We start from the raw sequence: 15,975 nt of genomic DNA on the forward strand, positions 1-15,975 counted from the left end.
ACCGTTGAGATGGAGGCTCGAATGCAGGAGTTCGATCAACTGCTGGCTGCTGCGCATACCGCGTATGCGCAGGGGGATTGGCGCGCTGCCTACGGAGACCTCTCGCAAGCCCGAGCGGTGGCGGAACTATCCGCTGAAGACCTGAGCTTGCTGGGCAGCGCCGCGTGGTGGCTGGGGCAGGTGAAGGAATCGCTGGAGCTCGCAGAAGACGTTTACCACAGGCTCGAAAACGACGGCGATGCCGCCGGTGCTGCCATGAAGGCGCTGGACCTCGGGCTGGTCTGGCTCATTCGCGGCGATGTTGTCATCTCGTCAGGCTGGATCAGCCGCGCGCGCCGGATCCTGCAGGAACTTCCGGAAGGACCGGAGCACGGATACCTCATCTACCTGGATGCCGCAATCGCCTGGGAGAGCGGGAATTTAGCGGCGGCCCGGGAAGCCGCGGTGAAACTACGGGATTTGGGGCGTCGGCTGCGCAACCCGGCATTGACTTCATTCAGTCTCGTTCTTGCCGGGCTCTCGGACATCAGCAACGGCAACACCGCGTCCGGTTTCGCTCAGCTGGACGAAGCCATGCTGCCTGTCCTTGCCGGCCAGGTCCTGCCGGAGTGGGCCGGAGGGATCTATTGCACCGTCATTCACGCCTGCCACAACCTCGGTGACCTTCACCGGATGCGTGCGTGGACCAGGGCAACCGAGCAGTGGTGCGAACAGTTCTCAGGTGACGTGGTGTATTCGGGGATCTGCCGTATCCATCGGCTCCAGTTGGCCAGCATCGAAGGTGATTGGGAAGCCGCGGAAGCTGCAATCGAGCAAAGCGGATCGGAGCTTGTGGGCCGCAACAATTGGGTAGCCGGTGAGGCCTTCTACCAATTGGGTGAACTGCGACGGCTCCGGGGGAACGTTACGGGAGCCTTCAAAGCCTATGCCAGGGCGCGAAGCCTGGGCACCGATCCACAGCCCGGGGAGTCGCTGCTTCAGCAGGCTTCCGGAGAGAAAGATGCCGCCTGGTCCGGACTATGCGAAGCATTGGCAGGGAGGGATCGACTGACCTGTGCACGGCTACTGCAGTCCGCCGTCGAGATCGCACTTGCCCGCGGGTTCATGGATGAGGCGAACCGCCTGTGCATACAGCTCGAAGAAACAGCAGAAGACTTCGCCACCACGGGATTTCGTGCCTGGGCCGGCCAGGCGCGGGCAGCACTGCTGATCGCACAGTCGCAGTATGGAGAAGCTCTGCCAATCCTGAAAGCCACCGCCGGAGAATACCGGGAGATGCATGCCCGCTACGAAACAGCCAGAACCTACGAACTGCTGAGCCAGGCACACCGCGGGTTGGGCCGGACGGGAGAAGCGGCCGCGGATTTGGCGGCGGCCCTTGCCATCTATCGTGAACTCGGCGCGCTGCCGGACATCCAGCGGCTCGACGGAGGACAGCTGCCCGGCGGCCTCACCCGGCGGGAGGCAGACGTGCTCGCACTCATTGCTGCAGGCGCAACCAACAAGGAGACAGCCGAGGCCCTGTTCATCAGCCAGAAAACTGTCGGCAGGCATCTGGCCAACATCTTCGTCAAGATAGGCGTATCTTCCCGCACGGCGGCGGCCGCCTGGGCGCACGGACATGGTTTGCATTCCAGTGCGCTCCCGGATGAAATCCGCGGCGCAAGTATGTAGCCCGCGCAGAACCTACCTCCTTGCGCGCGTTCATGCATAGTTTGCGCCATTGCTTCGCGGCGGAAACTGAGTATTCCGCCCGACGCCGGGGGTATCGCCTGCTTCGTAACGTGGGACACGCATCATCCCCACGAACGTCGAAGAAGGAACACGTCATGAATGCTGATTTAGCAATCCTGGCAGGAGGTATCTCCACCGTCATCTTTGCCTGCAGCGTCATGCCGATGATCCTGAAGGCGGTGCGGACCCGTGATCTTGCGTCCTACAGCCTGACCAATCTGCTGATGAGCAACACGGGCAATCTGATTCATTCCGTCTACGTCTACAGCTTGCCTGCCGGACCGATCTGGGTACTTCACGCCTTCTACCTCATCAGCACGGCTTTCATGCTCGCGATGTATCTGCGCCACGCGCTCCGGTGGGGTCACCGGGGTCGCTTCGGACAGAAGATCGCAGACGAGGCGTCCGGGCCGTCCGACGCCGCACTGATACCCGGGTATCAATCCCTATCAACACCGATTCGTATAGGAGAAAAATCATGACCATCGACCAGATGGAAGCGCGGGACGAAGCCGCGTTCGACGAGGCCTCCGCCGAGGCCTTCGCCGGACGCTTCGTCGGCATTCTGAACGACGCCGCGATCGCGGTGCTGACCAGCATCGGCCACCAGACCGGTTTGCTTGACATCCTCGCAACGCTACCGGCCGCCACCAGTGAGCAGATTGCAGACGCCAGCGACCTCAACGAACGTTATGTCCGTGAATGGCTGAACGGAATGACTGCGGCTCGGGTGGTTGAATACGACGCCGGTGCCGGGACGTACCGGCTCCCCAGGGAGCATGCAGCCGTGATCACCAGCGCTGCAGGTCCGGACAATCTGGCGATCCTGATGCAACACATCACGATGATGGGTGAAGTGGAGCAGAAGATCATTGAGCGGTTCCGCCGAGGAGGTGGGTTGGCCTATACGGAGTACACCCACTTCCACAGGAACATGGCTGAAACCAGTGCCGCGGTGCACGACGCAGTACTGGTGGAGGGAATACTTCCCCTCGTTCCAGGACTGGTTGGGCGGCTCGCGGACGGTATCGAGGTCGCGGACATCGGCTGCGGCCACGGCCATGCCATCAACCTGATGGCACAAGCGTTCCCCGCCAGCCGGTTCACCGGTTTCGACTTCTCGGAGAGTGCTATCAAGGCTGCCCGAGCGGAAGCGGAGCAAATGGGACTGGATAACGCGACATTTGAGGTGCTGGACGTTGCCACGATGGATGTCGAGTCCCGCTTTGATGCAGTGACCGCTTTCGACGCCATTCATGATCAGGCCCATCCCGCGGCTGTGCTGTGCAACGTACATCGTGCGTTGCGTGATGGCGGTTTGTTCCTGATGGCGGACATCAAGGCATCCAGCAACGTGGAGGACAATATCGAACTCCCGTGGGGCAGCTATTTGTACGCAATTTCGACCTTTCACTGCATGAGCGTCTCCCTGGGGCTGGACGGAGATGGCCTGGGCACCGTCTGGGGCACACAGCGGGCGTTGTCGATGCTGGCCGAAGCCGGATTCAGGGACATCGAGTGCAAGGATGTGGAGGAGGATCCCTTCAACTCCCACTTCATTGCCTGGAAGTAGCCAGTTAGGAAATTTCGGCTGGGGCTCTGCATGTCCAGGGCCCCATCCGTGCGGAGTCACAACCCGTGAGTAAAGGTGTCCTTCCGCTACCGTAAAAACCATGGATACCGGGACGCGAGGACGCGCCGAAACGACTGACCGCCCCAACCCGCATTCGGTGACGCTGCGCTTTCTCGCCGCGCCGACGGACCTCGGACACAGCGGTTCGGTGGACGCCGGAACAGTCCTCGAATGGGTCGACAAAGCGGCATACGCGGCCGCCGTCGGCTGGGCGAAAAGCTACTGCGTGACGGCGTACGTCGGCAATATTCACTTCGCCGACCCGGTGAACGTCGGTGACATGGTCGAGGTCGAAGCAACCATCGTCTACACCGGCAGGTCCTCGCTCCACATCCGCACCATCGTCTCCTCGGGGGACGTCAAAGGCGGAGAGGCGACGATGCGCAGCCAGTGTCTCGTGATCTTCGTGGCCGTGGGACCGGACGGCAAACCCGTACCGGTGCCGCAGTTCCAACCGGAGACGCCCGAAGAGATCGAACTGCGCGACCAGGCAATTGCCCGGATCGAGGTGCGCGATGCCATCGTCGCCGCCATGAACGGGCAGGAATACACCGACGCCGGCACCGCCGAACGCGTAACCCTCCGTTTCCTTGCCGCGCCCGCGGACGTGAACTGGGGCGGGAAGGTGCACGGCGGCACCGTCATGGACTGGATCGATGAAGCCGCCTACATCTGCGCCACGCGCTACTGCGGTCAGGACACAGTGGCCGTCTTCTCGGGCGGGGTGCGCTTCTACCGGCCGCTGCTGATCGGTGACCTGGTCGAGGTGGAGGCACGCCTGGTCTACACGGGCAACAAGGGCATGCACATCGCCGTCCATGTCCGTTCCGGTAAGCCCACCGGGCGGGACATGCAACTCACCACCTACTGCCTCACCGTGATGGTCGCGCGCGACGAGAGCGGCACCGCGGTGCCCGTTCCGCCGTGGATACCACGCTCCGACGAGGACGAGCGGCTCGCAGCGCACGCCCGTGAGCTGCTTGAGATCCGGGGTCGAGCGCCGGGGAGCAGCTTGCCAAGCCACCTCTCGGAGTAGCGTCGGGCAGGATTGGCTCATGGACATCCGGCACCTGAAGTATTTTCTCGGCGTCGTCGACCACGGCGGTTTCGCCAGGGCCGCAGCGGCGCTGCACGTCGCCCAGCCCTCGCTGTCCCAGGCAGTGCTGGCCCTTGAGCGGGAGCTGGGAGTGCAGCTCTTTCACCGCACGGGCCGCAGTGTCGTAGTGAGCGCCTCGGGCCGCGCGCTCATAGAACCCGCGCGGAGAACAGTCCGTGACCTCGATTCTTTCCGTTCCACGGTCGGCGCCCTCCGGGGCAAGGAGGCCGGACTGGTGGATCTCGCCCTCATGCCGTCGCAGTCGGTGGAGCCGTTCAGAACAATCGCAGTGCGTTTCGGGCAACTCCACCCCGGGATGACAATCAGCGCACACTCGGCGTACACAGGAGACGACGTCATGCGTCTTCTTGGTAGCGGCAAATGCGAACTTGGCCTCTTCGGCAGTGCCGGCTTCCGTCCACCTGCCGGCATTCAGCTGGAGCCGGTCGAGGAACAAGCCATGGTGCTGATTGGGCTTCACGGCCAACCCTTCAAAGACGGATCGGTGGTGCACTACCGGGAGCTGTCCGGGCAGAGGTTCATCACCTCCCAGGAGGGAAGTGTCATGAGGCTGGTTGTGGACGAGATCCTGGCCAGCGGCGTCGACGCCACCGTGGCGGTTGAAGTTGCCCACCGGACGGCGGTCCTGCCGCTCGTGCTCGCAGGAGCGGGAGTGGCAGTGCTCGCCGCCGCCTGGGCTGACTTCGCCCGAAAAAGCGGTGCCGCCGTCATGCACCTTGAACCCACACACACGCTCCAGGTGACGTTGGCCTACCGAACGGGGCCGCTCACTCCCGCAGCCGAGGCCTTCGCAGCCGTAGTCCGCCAGTATGTTGCTGACAAGGCGTTATAGGCTGAACCTATAGCCCGAAGAGGATCTAGGTCTGAGACATCTGTCACGATCTGGCCTAGTCTCGCACCATGACTCCACAGGCATTTCGCATTGCAGCCATACCCGCCGATGGCATCGGTCAGGAGGTCACCGCCGCGGGGCAGAAGGTACTCGACGCGATCGCTAAGAACTCCGATGGAGCCTTCTCCTTTGACTGGACGGAATTCCCCTGGGGCTCCGACTACTACGCGGAACACGGCGTCATGATGGCCGACGACGGCCTCGACCAGCTGAAGGATTTCGACGCAATTTACTTCGGTGCAGTTGGTTGGCCGACGGTGCCCGACCACGTCAGTCTTTGGGGTCTCCGACTGGCTATCTGCCAGGGATTCGACCAGTGGGCGAATGTCCGGCCAGTGCATTTTCTTCCCGGCGTTACCAGTCCCCTCCGCAAGGCGGATGACACTGAACTGGACTGGATCGTGGTGCGCGAGAACAGTGAAGGCGAGTACGCAGGACTTGGCGGACGCAATCTCGGTGCGCGGGGACAGGGCGGTGAGGTTGCGGTGCAGTCCTCGCTCTTCACTGAGGTTGGCTGCGAGCGGATCATCCGGTTCGCTTTTGAGATCGCTCGTACGCGTGACCGGAAGAAGCTCTCCAGCGTCACGAAGAGCAACGCCCAGCAATACGGGATGGTGCTCTGGGATGACGTCTTCAAGCGGGTTGCCAAGGATTACCCTGATGTTCAAACCGAGAGCGTCCTTGTCGACGCCATGGCAGCCAAATTCGTGCTGAAGCCTGAAGAGCTTTCAGTTGTGGTTGCGTCCAACCTGAACGCTGACATTCTTTCCGACCTTGGCAGTGCCCTCGCCGGTAGCCTTGGTCTTGCCAGTAGCGCAAATTACAACCCCGAGCGGCGTTTTCCCAGCATGTTCGAGCCTGTGCACGGCTCCGCACCGGATATCGCCGGCCAGGGCATTTCTAATCCCATCGGAGCCATCGCCAGTGCCGGCCTGATGCTGGAGCATTTCGGTCTGACCGATGAGGCGAGGAATCTCGCCGAGGCGATCCGCTCCACTACCGCCTCCGGGCTCCTGCCGAAGGACCTGGGCGGCTCGGCCACGACCGATGACGTCACCGACGCCATCATTGACTTCCTTAAGTAACAGGTCCACCGTGAACAGTATGTGCACCAAGGTGACGCACATCACAGTAGTGGCACAGCGTAGTACCGGCTAACCCATCCGAATCGAACCCGCACCACCAACGAAGCGCCAACTCTTACCAATGGAGGTAAAGATGAAAAGCCGCCGTATGCTCGCATCCATCGTCGGAACGATCGCCGTCGCACTCGCAGCGACCGGCTGTGGTGGAGGAGGTGGGGGAGGCGGTGAGGCCGGCGGAGGAGCGGCGGATGATTTCCCGCAGAAACGCCTCGAATACATCCTGCCCTTCGACGCCGGTGGAGAGTCCGACATCACGGCGCGCCTGCAGCAGGAGAAGCTGGCTGAGGTACTCGGGCAGACTGTTAACATCTCGTACAAGCCCGGCGGCGGCGGAGCGCTCGGCTGGTCCGAGCTCACGCGTATGGAGCCGGACGGCTACAAGTTCATGGGCAGCAACCTTCCGCACATCATTCTGCAGCCGATGCTGCGCGATGACGCCGGCTACGAGACCGAGGACCTCAAGCAGGTCTACATCTTCCAGAGCACCCCGAACGCGCTGCTGGTGCCGGCTGACAGCGACATCCAGACCCTGGACGACTTCATCGCGGCGGCCAAGGAGAACCCCGGCGCCATGTCCGTCGGCGGCAGCGGTGACTTCAGCGCCAACCACATTGGCACGCTCATGCTGAACGATATGGCCGGCATTGATGTCACGTACACACCGTTCTCCGGCACGGGCACCGCGGTGCCTGCCCTCCTCGGGGGGCACGTCGACGCACTGATGTCCTACACCCCGCAAATTTCCCAGCTTGGCGATCAGGTGCGTGCCATCGCGGTCGCCACCGAGGAGCGCATGCCGGGACTGCCGGATGTCCCGACGTTCGCTGAACAGGGCCATGACCTCGTCGACGGCGCCTACCGCGGCGTATCGGTACCCAAGGACACTCCTGATGACATCGTGCAGAAGCTGGCCGACGCGTTTGAAGAGGTGAACCAGGATCCCGAGCTCGTAGCGGCTTTCGAGGAGCAGGCCTTTGTTCTTGAGAATTTCGGCCCTGAAGAGGCTGTCGAACTCACCGAAGAGCGGACGGCGGTCTACGAAGACCTGCTGACCAGGCTGGATCTGGTCCCGTAAATGTTCGAGGTACTCGGGCAAGGGCTGCTCGCCAACCTTGCCCCGTCGATGCTGCTCCTGGTGCTGATCGGCACCTTGAGCGGCATGGCTCTCGGGGCAATGCCGGGATTGAGCGCCACCATGGGCGTGGCACTGCTGGTCCCCTTCACCTTCGCCATGGATCCAACCTCCGGTTTGGTCCTCCTCGGCGCCTTTTACATGGGCGCCATCTATGGTGGTGCGTTCACAGCCATCTTGGTCAACGCACCGGGAACACCGTCTTCGATCGCGACCGCCCTTGACGGGTATCCGCTCACCCGGAAGGGACGCAGCGAGTATGCAATTGTCGGCGCCACCATGGGGTCATTCGTCGGCGGCATCATCGGTGTCATCGCGCTGATTTTCCTCGCACCGCCCTTGGCGTCGTTCTCGCTGCGGTTCGGCCCGCAGGAATACTTCTGGGTAGCGGTCTTCGGCCTCACGATCATCGCCAGCCTCGCCTCCGGCTCCCTGCTCAAGGGACTCATCGGCGGACTCCTCGGACTGCTCCTGGCCACCGTCGGTATTGCACCGGTCGGCGGCGACGTCCGTTTCACTTTCGGTGAACCCATGCTGCAGGGAGGTATCCCGCTGGTGCCGGCGCTGATCGGGTTGTTCACCGTCCCCGAAGTCATTCGCCTTATCGCCCTGCGTACCCGCGACGCGCACATGGTGGACGAGACCCGGCAGAAAGACCGGCTGGGCGGCATGCTCAAGGACATCCTGAGCCGCCCCGTCAATCTTGTCCGGTCCGGCATCATCGGCACCCTCGTGGGAATCCTGCCGGGTGCCGGTGGCAGCGTCGCAAACCTCGTGGCTTATAACGAGGCGAAGCGCGCCTCCAAGCACCCGGAGACGTTCGGCGAGGGGGAGATCGACGGCGTCGTCGCATCCGAATCAGCCAACAACGGTACGGTCGGCGGCGGGTTCATCCCGACACTGACGCTGGGCGTTCCAGGTACGCCGCCGGATGCGATCATCCTCGGCGTCCTCCTCCTCCACGGTCTGCGGCCCGGTGCGGAGCTCTTCACAACCTCGGGGCCGCTGGTCTACACCTTCATCATCGCGCTGGCAGTATCCGCGGTCATGATGGTGCCGGTCGGGCTCGTTGCAGGCCGCGGTCTGCAACGCGGAGTGATGGCGCTCCCCGTGCGCTACCTCGCGCCGGGCATCACCGTGCTGACCATCATCGGCGCGTACGCCATTCGGAGCTCGGTAGTGGATGTGTTCATCATGCTCGCGCTCGGTATCTCCGCCTACCTGCTCCAGCGGGTCGGCATCGGTGGAGCTTCGATCGTGCTCGGCCTGGTCCTCGGTACCATCGCCGAGACGGGCCTGGTCCAGGGCCTCCTCACCTCGTCGGGCGCAGCTCTTCCGTGGACCACGTTCTTCACCAGGCCCATCAGCCTTGTGCTGATCGCCATGTGCCTCGTCTCGGTCCTCTGGCCCCTCCTGCAGAAGCGACGGGCAGCGAAGACGACGGCGGCGACAGGCGACAAGGCCGCCACGCCGGTCACGCAACGCCCCGACACTGGAGAGGGTGACTGATATGGGAAACATCATCGGCGGTGCCGTAGTCCTTCTGGTCTGCCTGATCTTCTGGGTCCAGCGCAGCTACTCCAGCGAATACGGCGGAATCTTCCCGGATGCTGTCCTGTTCGTCCTGGCCGTTCTTGGGCTGCTGCTCGTCGCGCGTGGAGTCCTTTGGCGCGACCGTGAAACCGGTTGGCACGACACCGGACGGCTCGGCTACAAAGACCTCGGCCGGGCGCTGGTGCTGCTGGTCGCCTGGGTGGCTTCCCTGCCGATTCTCGGCTACCTCTACGGCGGCATCCTGTTCTTTACCCTCGTAGCCGTGCTCATGCGGACTTCGCGTCCCACCTGGAAGAACGTCCTCCTCGACTTCGGCGTCGCCGTCGTTGTGGTGGTGCTGTTCTACCTCGCCTTCACGCAGGTCCTCTTCGTCAGCCTGCCTGAATTCTCCCTGTAAATTTCAAACCGAAGGATTTCATCGTGACAAATGCCAGCTACCGCATTGCCGTCATCCCGGGCGACGGCATCGGCACCGAGGTGATGCCGCCCGCGCAGAAGCTTCTCGAACTCGCAGGACAGCGTTACGGCTTCAGCTTCGACTGGCAGGAGTTCGAATGGGGGTGTGAGTACTACTCCCGCACCGGCAGGATGATGCCGGAGGACGGCATTGAGCAGCTTGCCGGGTGCGACCAGATTTTCCTCGGAGCGGTTGGTTTTCCAGGGGTACCGGACCATGTGTCGCTGTGGGGGTTGCTGATTCCCATCCGTCGTGCGTTCCGGCAGTACATCAACCTTCGCCCGGTCCGGCTGCTCGCCGGAATCGAAAGCCCGCTGCGGAAGGTGCCCGCCGGCGGCATCGACTTCCTGGTGGTCCGGGAGAACAACGAGGGCGAGTATTCCGAGAGCGGTGGCCGCCTGTACCGCGGCATGCCGCAGGAAATGGCCATCCAGGAATCCATCTTCACCCGGTTCGGGGTAGAGCGCGCAATGAACTACGCGATCAACCTCGCCGAACAGCGCAAGGGCATCCTGGCCTCGGCGACCAAGTCCAACGGCATCATCCACACCATGCCGTTCTGGGACGAGATCCTGCGCAATCTCGCGAAGGACCACCCGGACCTCACGGTGTCCGAGTACCACATCGATGCTCTCGCGGCGCTGTTCGTCCTCGACCCCGCCCGGTTCGACGTCGTCGTCGCCTCCAACCTCTTCGGTGACATCCTCACCGACCTCGGCGCAGCGATCATCGGCAGCATCGGCATTGCGCCGTCGGCCAACCTGAACCCGGAGAAGGAGTTTCCGTCGATGTTCGAGCCGGTCCACGGCTCGGCTCCGGACATCGCGGGGCAGGGGAAGGCCAATCCGCTGGGCCAGGTGTGGGCGGCGTCCATGATGCTTGACCACCTCGGTCACGAGGACGCCGGACGGGACCTGATTGCCGCCATGGAACATGTCCTCACCGAAACCGAAGTCCGAACCCCTGACCTCGGCGGAACGGCAACCACGGACGAGGTGTCCGATGCCCTGGTTTCCGCCTTCAAATCCCTGACCAATGCAGGAGTTGGAAAATGAGAATTGTAGAGATCCGCGAGGAGACCCTCCCGATCAGTTCCTCCATCCGGAACGCTTTCATCGACTTCACCAAGATGACGCTGAGCCTGGTCGCCGTGATCACCGACGTCGAGCGCGACGGGCAACCGGTGGTCGGTTACGGCTTCAACTCCAACGGCAGGTACGGGCAGGGCTCGTTGATGCGCGAGCGCATCATTCCCCGCATCATGGAAGCCCGTCCGGAAGACCTGCTCGACGAAACCGGTGACAACTTTGACCCCTCCCTCATCTGGGACGTCATGATGGCCAACGAGAAGCCGGGCGGACACGGTGAACGTTCCGTCGCCGTCGGGACTTTGGACATGGCAATCTGGGACGTCGTGGCCAAGATCGAAGGAAAGCCGCTCTTCCGTTTGCTGGCCGAGCGTTACGGGAACAACCAGGCTGACAACAGAGTGTTTGTTTACGCAGCGGGTGGCTATTACCAGCCCGGGCGCGGCATCCAGGGGCTGCGCGATGAGATGCAGAGCTACCTCGACCGCGGCTACACGACGGTCAAGGCGAAGATCGGCGGTGCCCCACTGGCCGAAGACCTGCAACGCATCGAGGCCGTGATGGGCATGCTCAGTCCCGGTCAGAGCCTTGCAGTTGACGCCAACGGCCGCTTTGATCAGAAGACGGCCATCGAGTACGCCGAAGCGCTTTCCGCCTACGATCTCTTCTGGTATGAAGAGCCCGTGGACCCACTGGACTATGAGGCCCAGTCAGAGGTCGCCGCCGCCTACGCGAAGCCGCTGGCAACCGGTGAGAACCTGTTCTCCATGCAGGATGCGCGCAACCTCATCCGCTACGGTGGGCTGCGACCGGACAAGGACTGGCTGCAGTTCGACTGTGCACTGAGCTACGGACTCGTCGAGTACCTGCGCACCCTTTCCATGCTCGAGGAGCACGGGTGGTCCCGGACACGCTGCGTCCCGCATGGGGGACACCAGATGTCGCTCAACATCGCGGCCGGCCTGGGGCTCGGCGGCAATGAGTCCTACCCGGATCTCTTCCAGCCCTTCGGCGGCTTCCCGGATGGAGTGGAGGTGGAGGACGGCTACATCACCATGCCGGACCTTCCCGGAATCGGCTTTGAGGGCAAGAGTGACCTTTACCAGGTCATGCGCTCGCTGAGCGACTGAATATGGTCGCTCCCCAGGCCTGTCCCCGTGTGGCCGTCACCCGTTCCTCCCTCCCGGGAGGGGGACTCGACCGGCTGCGTGAGTACGCCGACGTGGTCCTCTGGCCCGACGACGACGTGCCCGCCGCCGGCGAGGCGCTCCGCGAACTGGTCCGGGGTGCCGATGCTGTGTTGGCGCCTTATGCCAGAGTGGACAGGGACCTCCTTGAAGCGGTGCGCGGAAGCGTGCGGATCATCGCCCTGCCCAGCGCCGGGTACGACGCCGTCGACGTCGCCGCTGCACTGGACGCCGGGATCATGATCACCAACGCGCCCAACGTACTGCACGAGACGACGGCGGACACCACCTTCGCATTGATGTTTCTGGCGCGCCGGCTCCTGTTTCCGGCAGCCGAGGATTTGCGCGAAGGGCGGTGGAAGCGGTCACGGTTCGACGAACACCTGGGACTCGACGTCACCGGAGCGACCCTCGGCCTTGTGGGCTTCGGCCAGATTGCCCAGGCAGTCGCCCGCCGGGCGGCAGGCTTCGGTATGACGGTGCTCCACAGCCTTTCACGCACCGGGACCACCGAGCTGTCCTCGGCTGTGGAATGGACGGAACTGCTTGAGCGCTCCGACATCGTGTCCCTGCATGTGCCGCTCGTAACGGAAACGAAGGGGCTGATCGGTGCCGCGGAACTCGCCCGAATGAAACGCACGGCCACGCTCATCAACACCGCGCGCGGACCGGTGGTTGACACGCAGGCCCTGCTCCAGGCGCTTGACGACGGCGAGATCCACTCCGCAGGGCTGGACGTCTTCGATGTAGAACCTGTCCGGGACCCGGACAATCCGCTACTGCGCCACCCGCGCATTGCTGCGCTGCCGCACGTAGGGTCGGCGACCGAGGCCACACGTGCTCGAATGGTCGATCACGCCGTTGACAATATCCTGGCTGTACTCGACGGCCAGCCGCCACTCACACCGATCCCGGAGATGGCGGATCGCTAGCGACGTCAGCTCGCGTACGGATCGGCGAGTCCGATGTATTGGGTGGTGGTGTATTCGGTGATTCCTTCGGTGCCGCCTTCGCGGCCGAGGCCGGAGTGTTTGACGCCGCCGAAGGGGGCGGCGGCGTTGGAGATGACGCCGGCGTTGAATCCGATCATGCCGAATTCGATTTGTTCGGCTACGCGCAGGAGGCGGTTGAAGTCTTTGCTGTATAGGTAGGAGGCCAGGCCGTATTCGGTGGCGTTGGCGAGGCGGATGGCGTCTTCTTCGGTGGTGAAGGTTGTGACGGGGGCTACGGGTCCGAAGATTTCCTGACGGAGGATGTCGGCGTTGTTGGGCACGTCAGCGAGGACCGTTGGTGGGTAGAAGTAGCCGGCCCCGTCCAGGGGTGAGCCGCCGGTGACGGCTGTGGCTCCGGCGTCGACAGCAGCGGTGACGAGGGCGTGTATGTCGTCCCGGGCGTTTCCGTCGATGAGGGGGCCGACCTGGGTTCCGGGTTCGGTGCCGCGCCCGGTGGTCAGTGTCTCCATGGCGGCGGCGAACCTGGCGGTGAATTCCTTGGCGATGGATTCGTGGACGAGGAAGCGGTTCGCGGCGGTGCAGGCTTCGCCCATGTTCCGCATTTTCGCGGCCATGGCCCCTTCGACGGCCTTGTCGAGGTCCGCGTCGTCGAACACGATGAACGGCGCATTTCCGCCCAGTTCCATGGAGGTGCGCAGTACGTTCTGTGCGGCATCGGCGATGAGGCGTTTGCCCACCGGTGTTGAGCCGGTGAAGGAGATCTTGCGCAGCCTGGAATCTTTTAAGAGCGGCCCGGAGATGCCGGAAGCGCTGGAGGAGGCGACGACGTTGAGCACTCCGGCGGGCAGTCCGGCCTCGAGCATTGTCTGGGCGAACAGCTGAGCTGTCAGCGGGGTGAGCTTGGCGGGCTTGAGCACCATGGTGCAGCCGGCTGCGACGGCGGGTGCAACTTTGCGGGTGGCCATTGCCAGGGGGAAGTTCCACGGTGTGATGAGCAGGCACGGGCCGACTGGTTTGTGCTGGACGAGGATTTTGTTCTTGCCCTCGGGGGTGGTGAGGTAGCGGCCGTGGTCGCGGACGGCTTCCTCCGAGAACCAGCGCAGGAATTCGGCGCCGTAGGTCACTTCGCCGCGTGCTTCGGCCAGCGGCTTGCCCATTTCCAGTGTCATCAGCAGTGCGAAGTCCTCGGCGCGCTCGGTGACCAGGTCGAAGGCGCGGCGCAGGATCTCGGCGCGTTCGCGTGGGGCGGTCCGCGCCCAGGACGTCTGCGCTGCGTCGGCGGCGTCGAGTGCTGCTACTGCGTCCTGGCTGGTCGCGGAAGCGAGAGTCGCAAGTACCTCGCCGGTGGCGGGGTCGTGCACGTCGAAGGTGCCGGCGTCGGACGCGTCCCGCCACTGGCCATTGATGAGCAGGCCGGTGGGCACGGTGGAGAGAAGCTGGGCTTCGCGTTCAGAGGAGATGGCGGGGGAGTGCGCTGGAGAAACTGTCATGGGTTGCCCTTCGGAAGGTCAGTAGCTGGCGGGGGTATCGCCGTCGGGTGCCGGGATGTACTGGGCGGCGAGGGCTTCGGAGCCCCGAGCCAGGAGTGCGACGTCGGCACCGACCAGGATGAAGCCGGCCCCGGCGTCCAGGTAGTGGTGGGCGGTATCGGGGTTGAAGGCGTTCACGCCCGCCGGTTTGCCGGCGGCTTTGGCAGCCGATAGGCATTGTTCGACGGCGGCGCGGACCTCGGGGTGCTCCTGCTGGCCGAGCACGCCCATGGACGCGGCGAGGTCGGAGGGGCCGATGAAGATGGCGTCCACGCCGTCGACCTTGAGGATGTCCTCCACGGCGTCGACGGCGGCCGCGGATTCGATCTGCACTGTCACGGTGATGGTGTCGGAGGCTTGGGCCAGGTAGTCCGGTACCCGGTTCCAGCGGGCCGCGCGGGCCAGTGCCGAGCCGACCCCGCGCACGCCTTCCGGTGGGTACCGTGTGGCGGCCACGGCGGCCTCGGCTTCCGCGACAGAGTGGACCATGGGGATGAGCAGGTTCTGCACACCGAGGTCCAGGTACTGCTTGATCAGCACGGTGTCGTTCACGGGCGGGCGGACCAGGGTGGAGACGGGGTAGCCGTGGGTGGCTTGGAGTTGGGCGAGGATGGACTCGAGTCCGTTGGGGCTGTGCTCGGCGTCAACGAGGAGCCAGTCCAGGCCGGCGCCCGCGCAGAGTTCTGCGATCAGCGGGCTGCCGGAGCACACCCACATTCCCGCCAGCGGCCGGTCGGCTGCGGCCAGCGCGTCGCCGAAGGTGGTCTCTAGTGGAAGTGGCATGTCACAGCTCCGAGTGGTCCGTAGTCGGCGTGGATGGTGTCGCCCTTGGAAACCCAGAGGGGACGGGTGAAGGAACCGGCGAGGATGATGTCCCCGGCCTTGAGGCTGTCCCCGTGGGCGGCGATCTTGTTGGCCAGCCAGTGGACGCCGGCTGCCGGGTGGTCCAGCACACCGGCTGCCACGCCGGTTTCCTCCACGGTCTGGTTCTTGTAGAGGATGGCGGCGACCCAGCGGAGGTCGACGGCGTCGGGCTTCACCGGGCGGCCGCCCACCACCATGGCGCCCATCGCGGCGTTGTCCGAGATGGTGTCCACGATGGTCCGGCCCTCCATCTCGATCCTCGAATCCAGGATCTCGAGGGCCGGAACCACGTAATCCGTCGCGTTCAGGACGTCGAAGATGGTGCAGCCCGGGCCCTTCAACCCGTCCTTCAGCACGAACGCCAGCTCCACCTCGACCCGCGGGTGGGTGTACTTGTCCCACTCCACCGAGCAGCCCGTTTCCAGCACCATGTCATCGAAGATGGCACCGTAGTCGGGCTCGGTGATCCCGGTGGCTGCCTGCATGGCCTTGGACGTGAGACCGATCTTGCGTCCCACCAGGGTGCGCCCGGCTTCCTCGTTGCGGCGGCGCCACAACTGCTGGACAGCGTAGGAATCCTCAACGGTCATGTCCGGGTAGCGGGCGGTCAGCCGCGCAATGGGGGTCCGGCTGCGGCCGGCCTCCACCAGTTCGTCTGCAATGGCCTCAATCGTCGCATCATCCAGCATG

General features: G+C 63.9%; 15 protein-coding genes. 12 read left to right on the top strand and 3 right to left on the bottom strand.

Annotated elements, in window-relative coordinates; translation table 11 throughout:
- The first annotated feature begins 21 nt into the window (after positions 1 to 21).
- The 12 genes from AC4D2M_RS14935 (at position 22) to AC4D2M_RS14990 (ending at position 12,871) form a co-directional block, all read left to right on the top strand.
- Positions 22 to 1,674, top strand: coding sequence for a helix-turn-helix transcriptional regulator (locus AC4D2M_RS14935; protein WP_490892680.1), 1,653 nt, complete (start codon positions 22 to 24; stop codon positions 1,672 to 1,674).
- A 155-nt stretch (positions 1,675 to 1,829) separates the two neighbouring features.
- Positions 1,830 to 2,216 carry a hypothetical protein gene (locus AC4D2M_RS14940; protein WP_490892681.1) on the top strand — a complete coding sequence of 129 codons (387 nt, stop codon included), beginning with the start codon at positions 1,830 to 1,832 and terminating at the stop codon, positions 2,214 to 2,216.
- On the top strand, positions 2,213 to 3,307 hold the full coding sequence (locus AC4D2M_RS14945) for a class I SAM-dependent methyltransferase (RefSeq protein ID WP_490892682.1): 1,095 nt from the start codon (positions 2,213 to 2,215) through the stop codon (positions 3,305 to 3,307). Before AC4D2M_RS14940 ends, AC4D2M_RS14945 begins: the two co-directional genes overlap by 4 nt.
- Before the next feature lie 100 nt (positions 3,308 to 3,407).
- On the top strand, positions 3,408 to 4,403 hold the full coding sequence (locus AC4D2M_RS14950; RefSeq protein WP_490892683.1) for an acyl-CoA thioesterase: 996 nt from the start codon (positions 3,408 to 3,410) through the stop codon (positions 4,401 to 4,403).
- A 19-nt stretch (positions 4,404 to 4,422) separates the two neighbouring features.
- On the top strand, positions 4,423 to 5,316 hold the full coding sequence (locus AC4D2M_RS14955) for a LysR family transcriptional regulator (protein ID WP_490892684.1): 894 nt from the start codon (positions 4,423 to 4,425) through the stop codon (positions 5,314 to 5,316).
- Between the two features lie 68 nt (positions 5,317 to 5,384).
- Positions 5,385 to 6,461, top strand: coding sequence for a tartrate dehydrogenase (locus tag AC4D2M_RS14960; protein WP_490892685.1), 1,077 nt, complete (start codon positions 5,385 to 5,387; stop codon positions 6,459 to 6,461).
- Positions 6,462 to 6,594: 133 nt separating this feature from the next.
- Entirely contained in the window at positions 6,595 to 7,596 is a 1,002-nt protein-coding gene (locus AC4D2M_RS14965; protein ID WP_490892686.1) for a tripartite tricarboxylate transporter substrate binding protein, read from the top strand.
- Entirely contained in the window at positions 7,597 to 9,162 is a 1,566-nt protein-coding gene (locus AC4D2M_RS14970; protein WP_490892687.1) for a tripartite tricarboxylate transporter permease, read from the top strand. It abuts the gene before it with no gap.
- A gap of 1 nt (position 9,163) precedes the next feature.
- Positions 9,164 to 9,604 carry a tripartite tricarboxylate transporter TctB family protein gene (locus AC4D2M_RS14975; protein ID WP_490892780.1) on the top strand — a complete coding sequence of 147 codons (441 nt, stop codon included), beginning with the start codon at positions 9,164 to 9,166 and terminating at the stop codon, positions 9,602 to 9,604.
- Between the two features lie 23 nt (positions 9,605 to 9,627).
- Positions 9,628 to 10,719, top strand: coding sequence for a tartrate dehydrogenase (locus AC4D2M_RS14980; protein WP_490892688.1), 1,092 nt, complete (start codon positions 9,628 to 9,630; stop codon positions 10,717 to 10,719).
- A complete protein-coding gene (locus AC4D2M_RS14985) occupies positions 10,716 to 11,882 on the top strand; it encodes a mandelate racemase/muconate lactonizing enzyme family protein (protein WP_490892689.1) in 1,167 nt (388 codons plus the stop codon). The genes AC4D2M_RS14980 and AC4D2M_RS14985 overlap by 4 nt, the downstream gene beginning before the upstream one ends.
- A 2-nt stretch (positions 11,883 to 11,884) precedes the next feature.
- A complete protein-coding gene (locus AC4D2M_RS14990; RefSeq protein WP_490892690.1) occupies positions 11,885 to 12,871 on the top strand; it encodes a 2-hydroxyacid dehydrogenase in 987 nt (328 codons plus the stop codon).
- Between the two features lie 5 nt (positions 12,872 to 12,876).
- Here AC4D2M_RS14990 and AC4D2M_RS14995 read toward each other — a convergent pair whose 3' ends face one another.
- Genes AC4D2M_RS14995 through hpaH form a run of 3 tightly spaced genes read right to left on the bottom strand, consistent with a single transcriptional unit; the run spans position 12,877 to position 15,974 of the window.
- Positions 12,877 to 14,382, bottom strand: a complete 1,506-nt coding sequence (locus AC4D2M_RS14995) for an NAD-dependent succinate-semialdehyde dehydrogenase (protein WP_490892691.1) — start codon at positions 14,380 to 14,382, stop codon at positions 12,877 to 12,879.
- 18 nt (positions 14,383 to 14,400) lie between these two features.
- On the bottom strand, positions 14,401 to 15,204 hold the full coding sequence (locus AC4D2M_RS15000; RefSeq protein WP_490892692.1) for an HpcH/HpaI aldolase family protein: 804 nt from the start codon (positions 15,202 to 15,204) through the stop codon (positions 14,401 to 14,403).
- Positions 15,189 to 15,974, bottom strand: coding sequence for a 2-oxo-hept-4-ene-1,7-dioate hydratase (gene hpaH, locus AC4D2M_RS15005; RefSeq protein WP_490892693.1), 786 nt, complete (start codon positions 15,972 to 15,974; stop codon positions 15,189 to 15,191). The genes AC4D2M_RS15000 and hpaH overlap by 16 nt, the downstream gene beginning before the upstream one ends.
- Position 15,975 lies beyond the last annotated feature (1 nt).

The organism is Arthrobacter sp. TJ-270 (genome assembly GCF_058269075.1).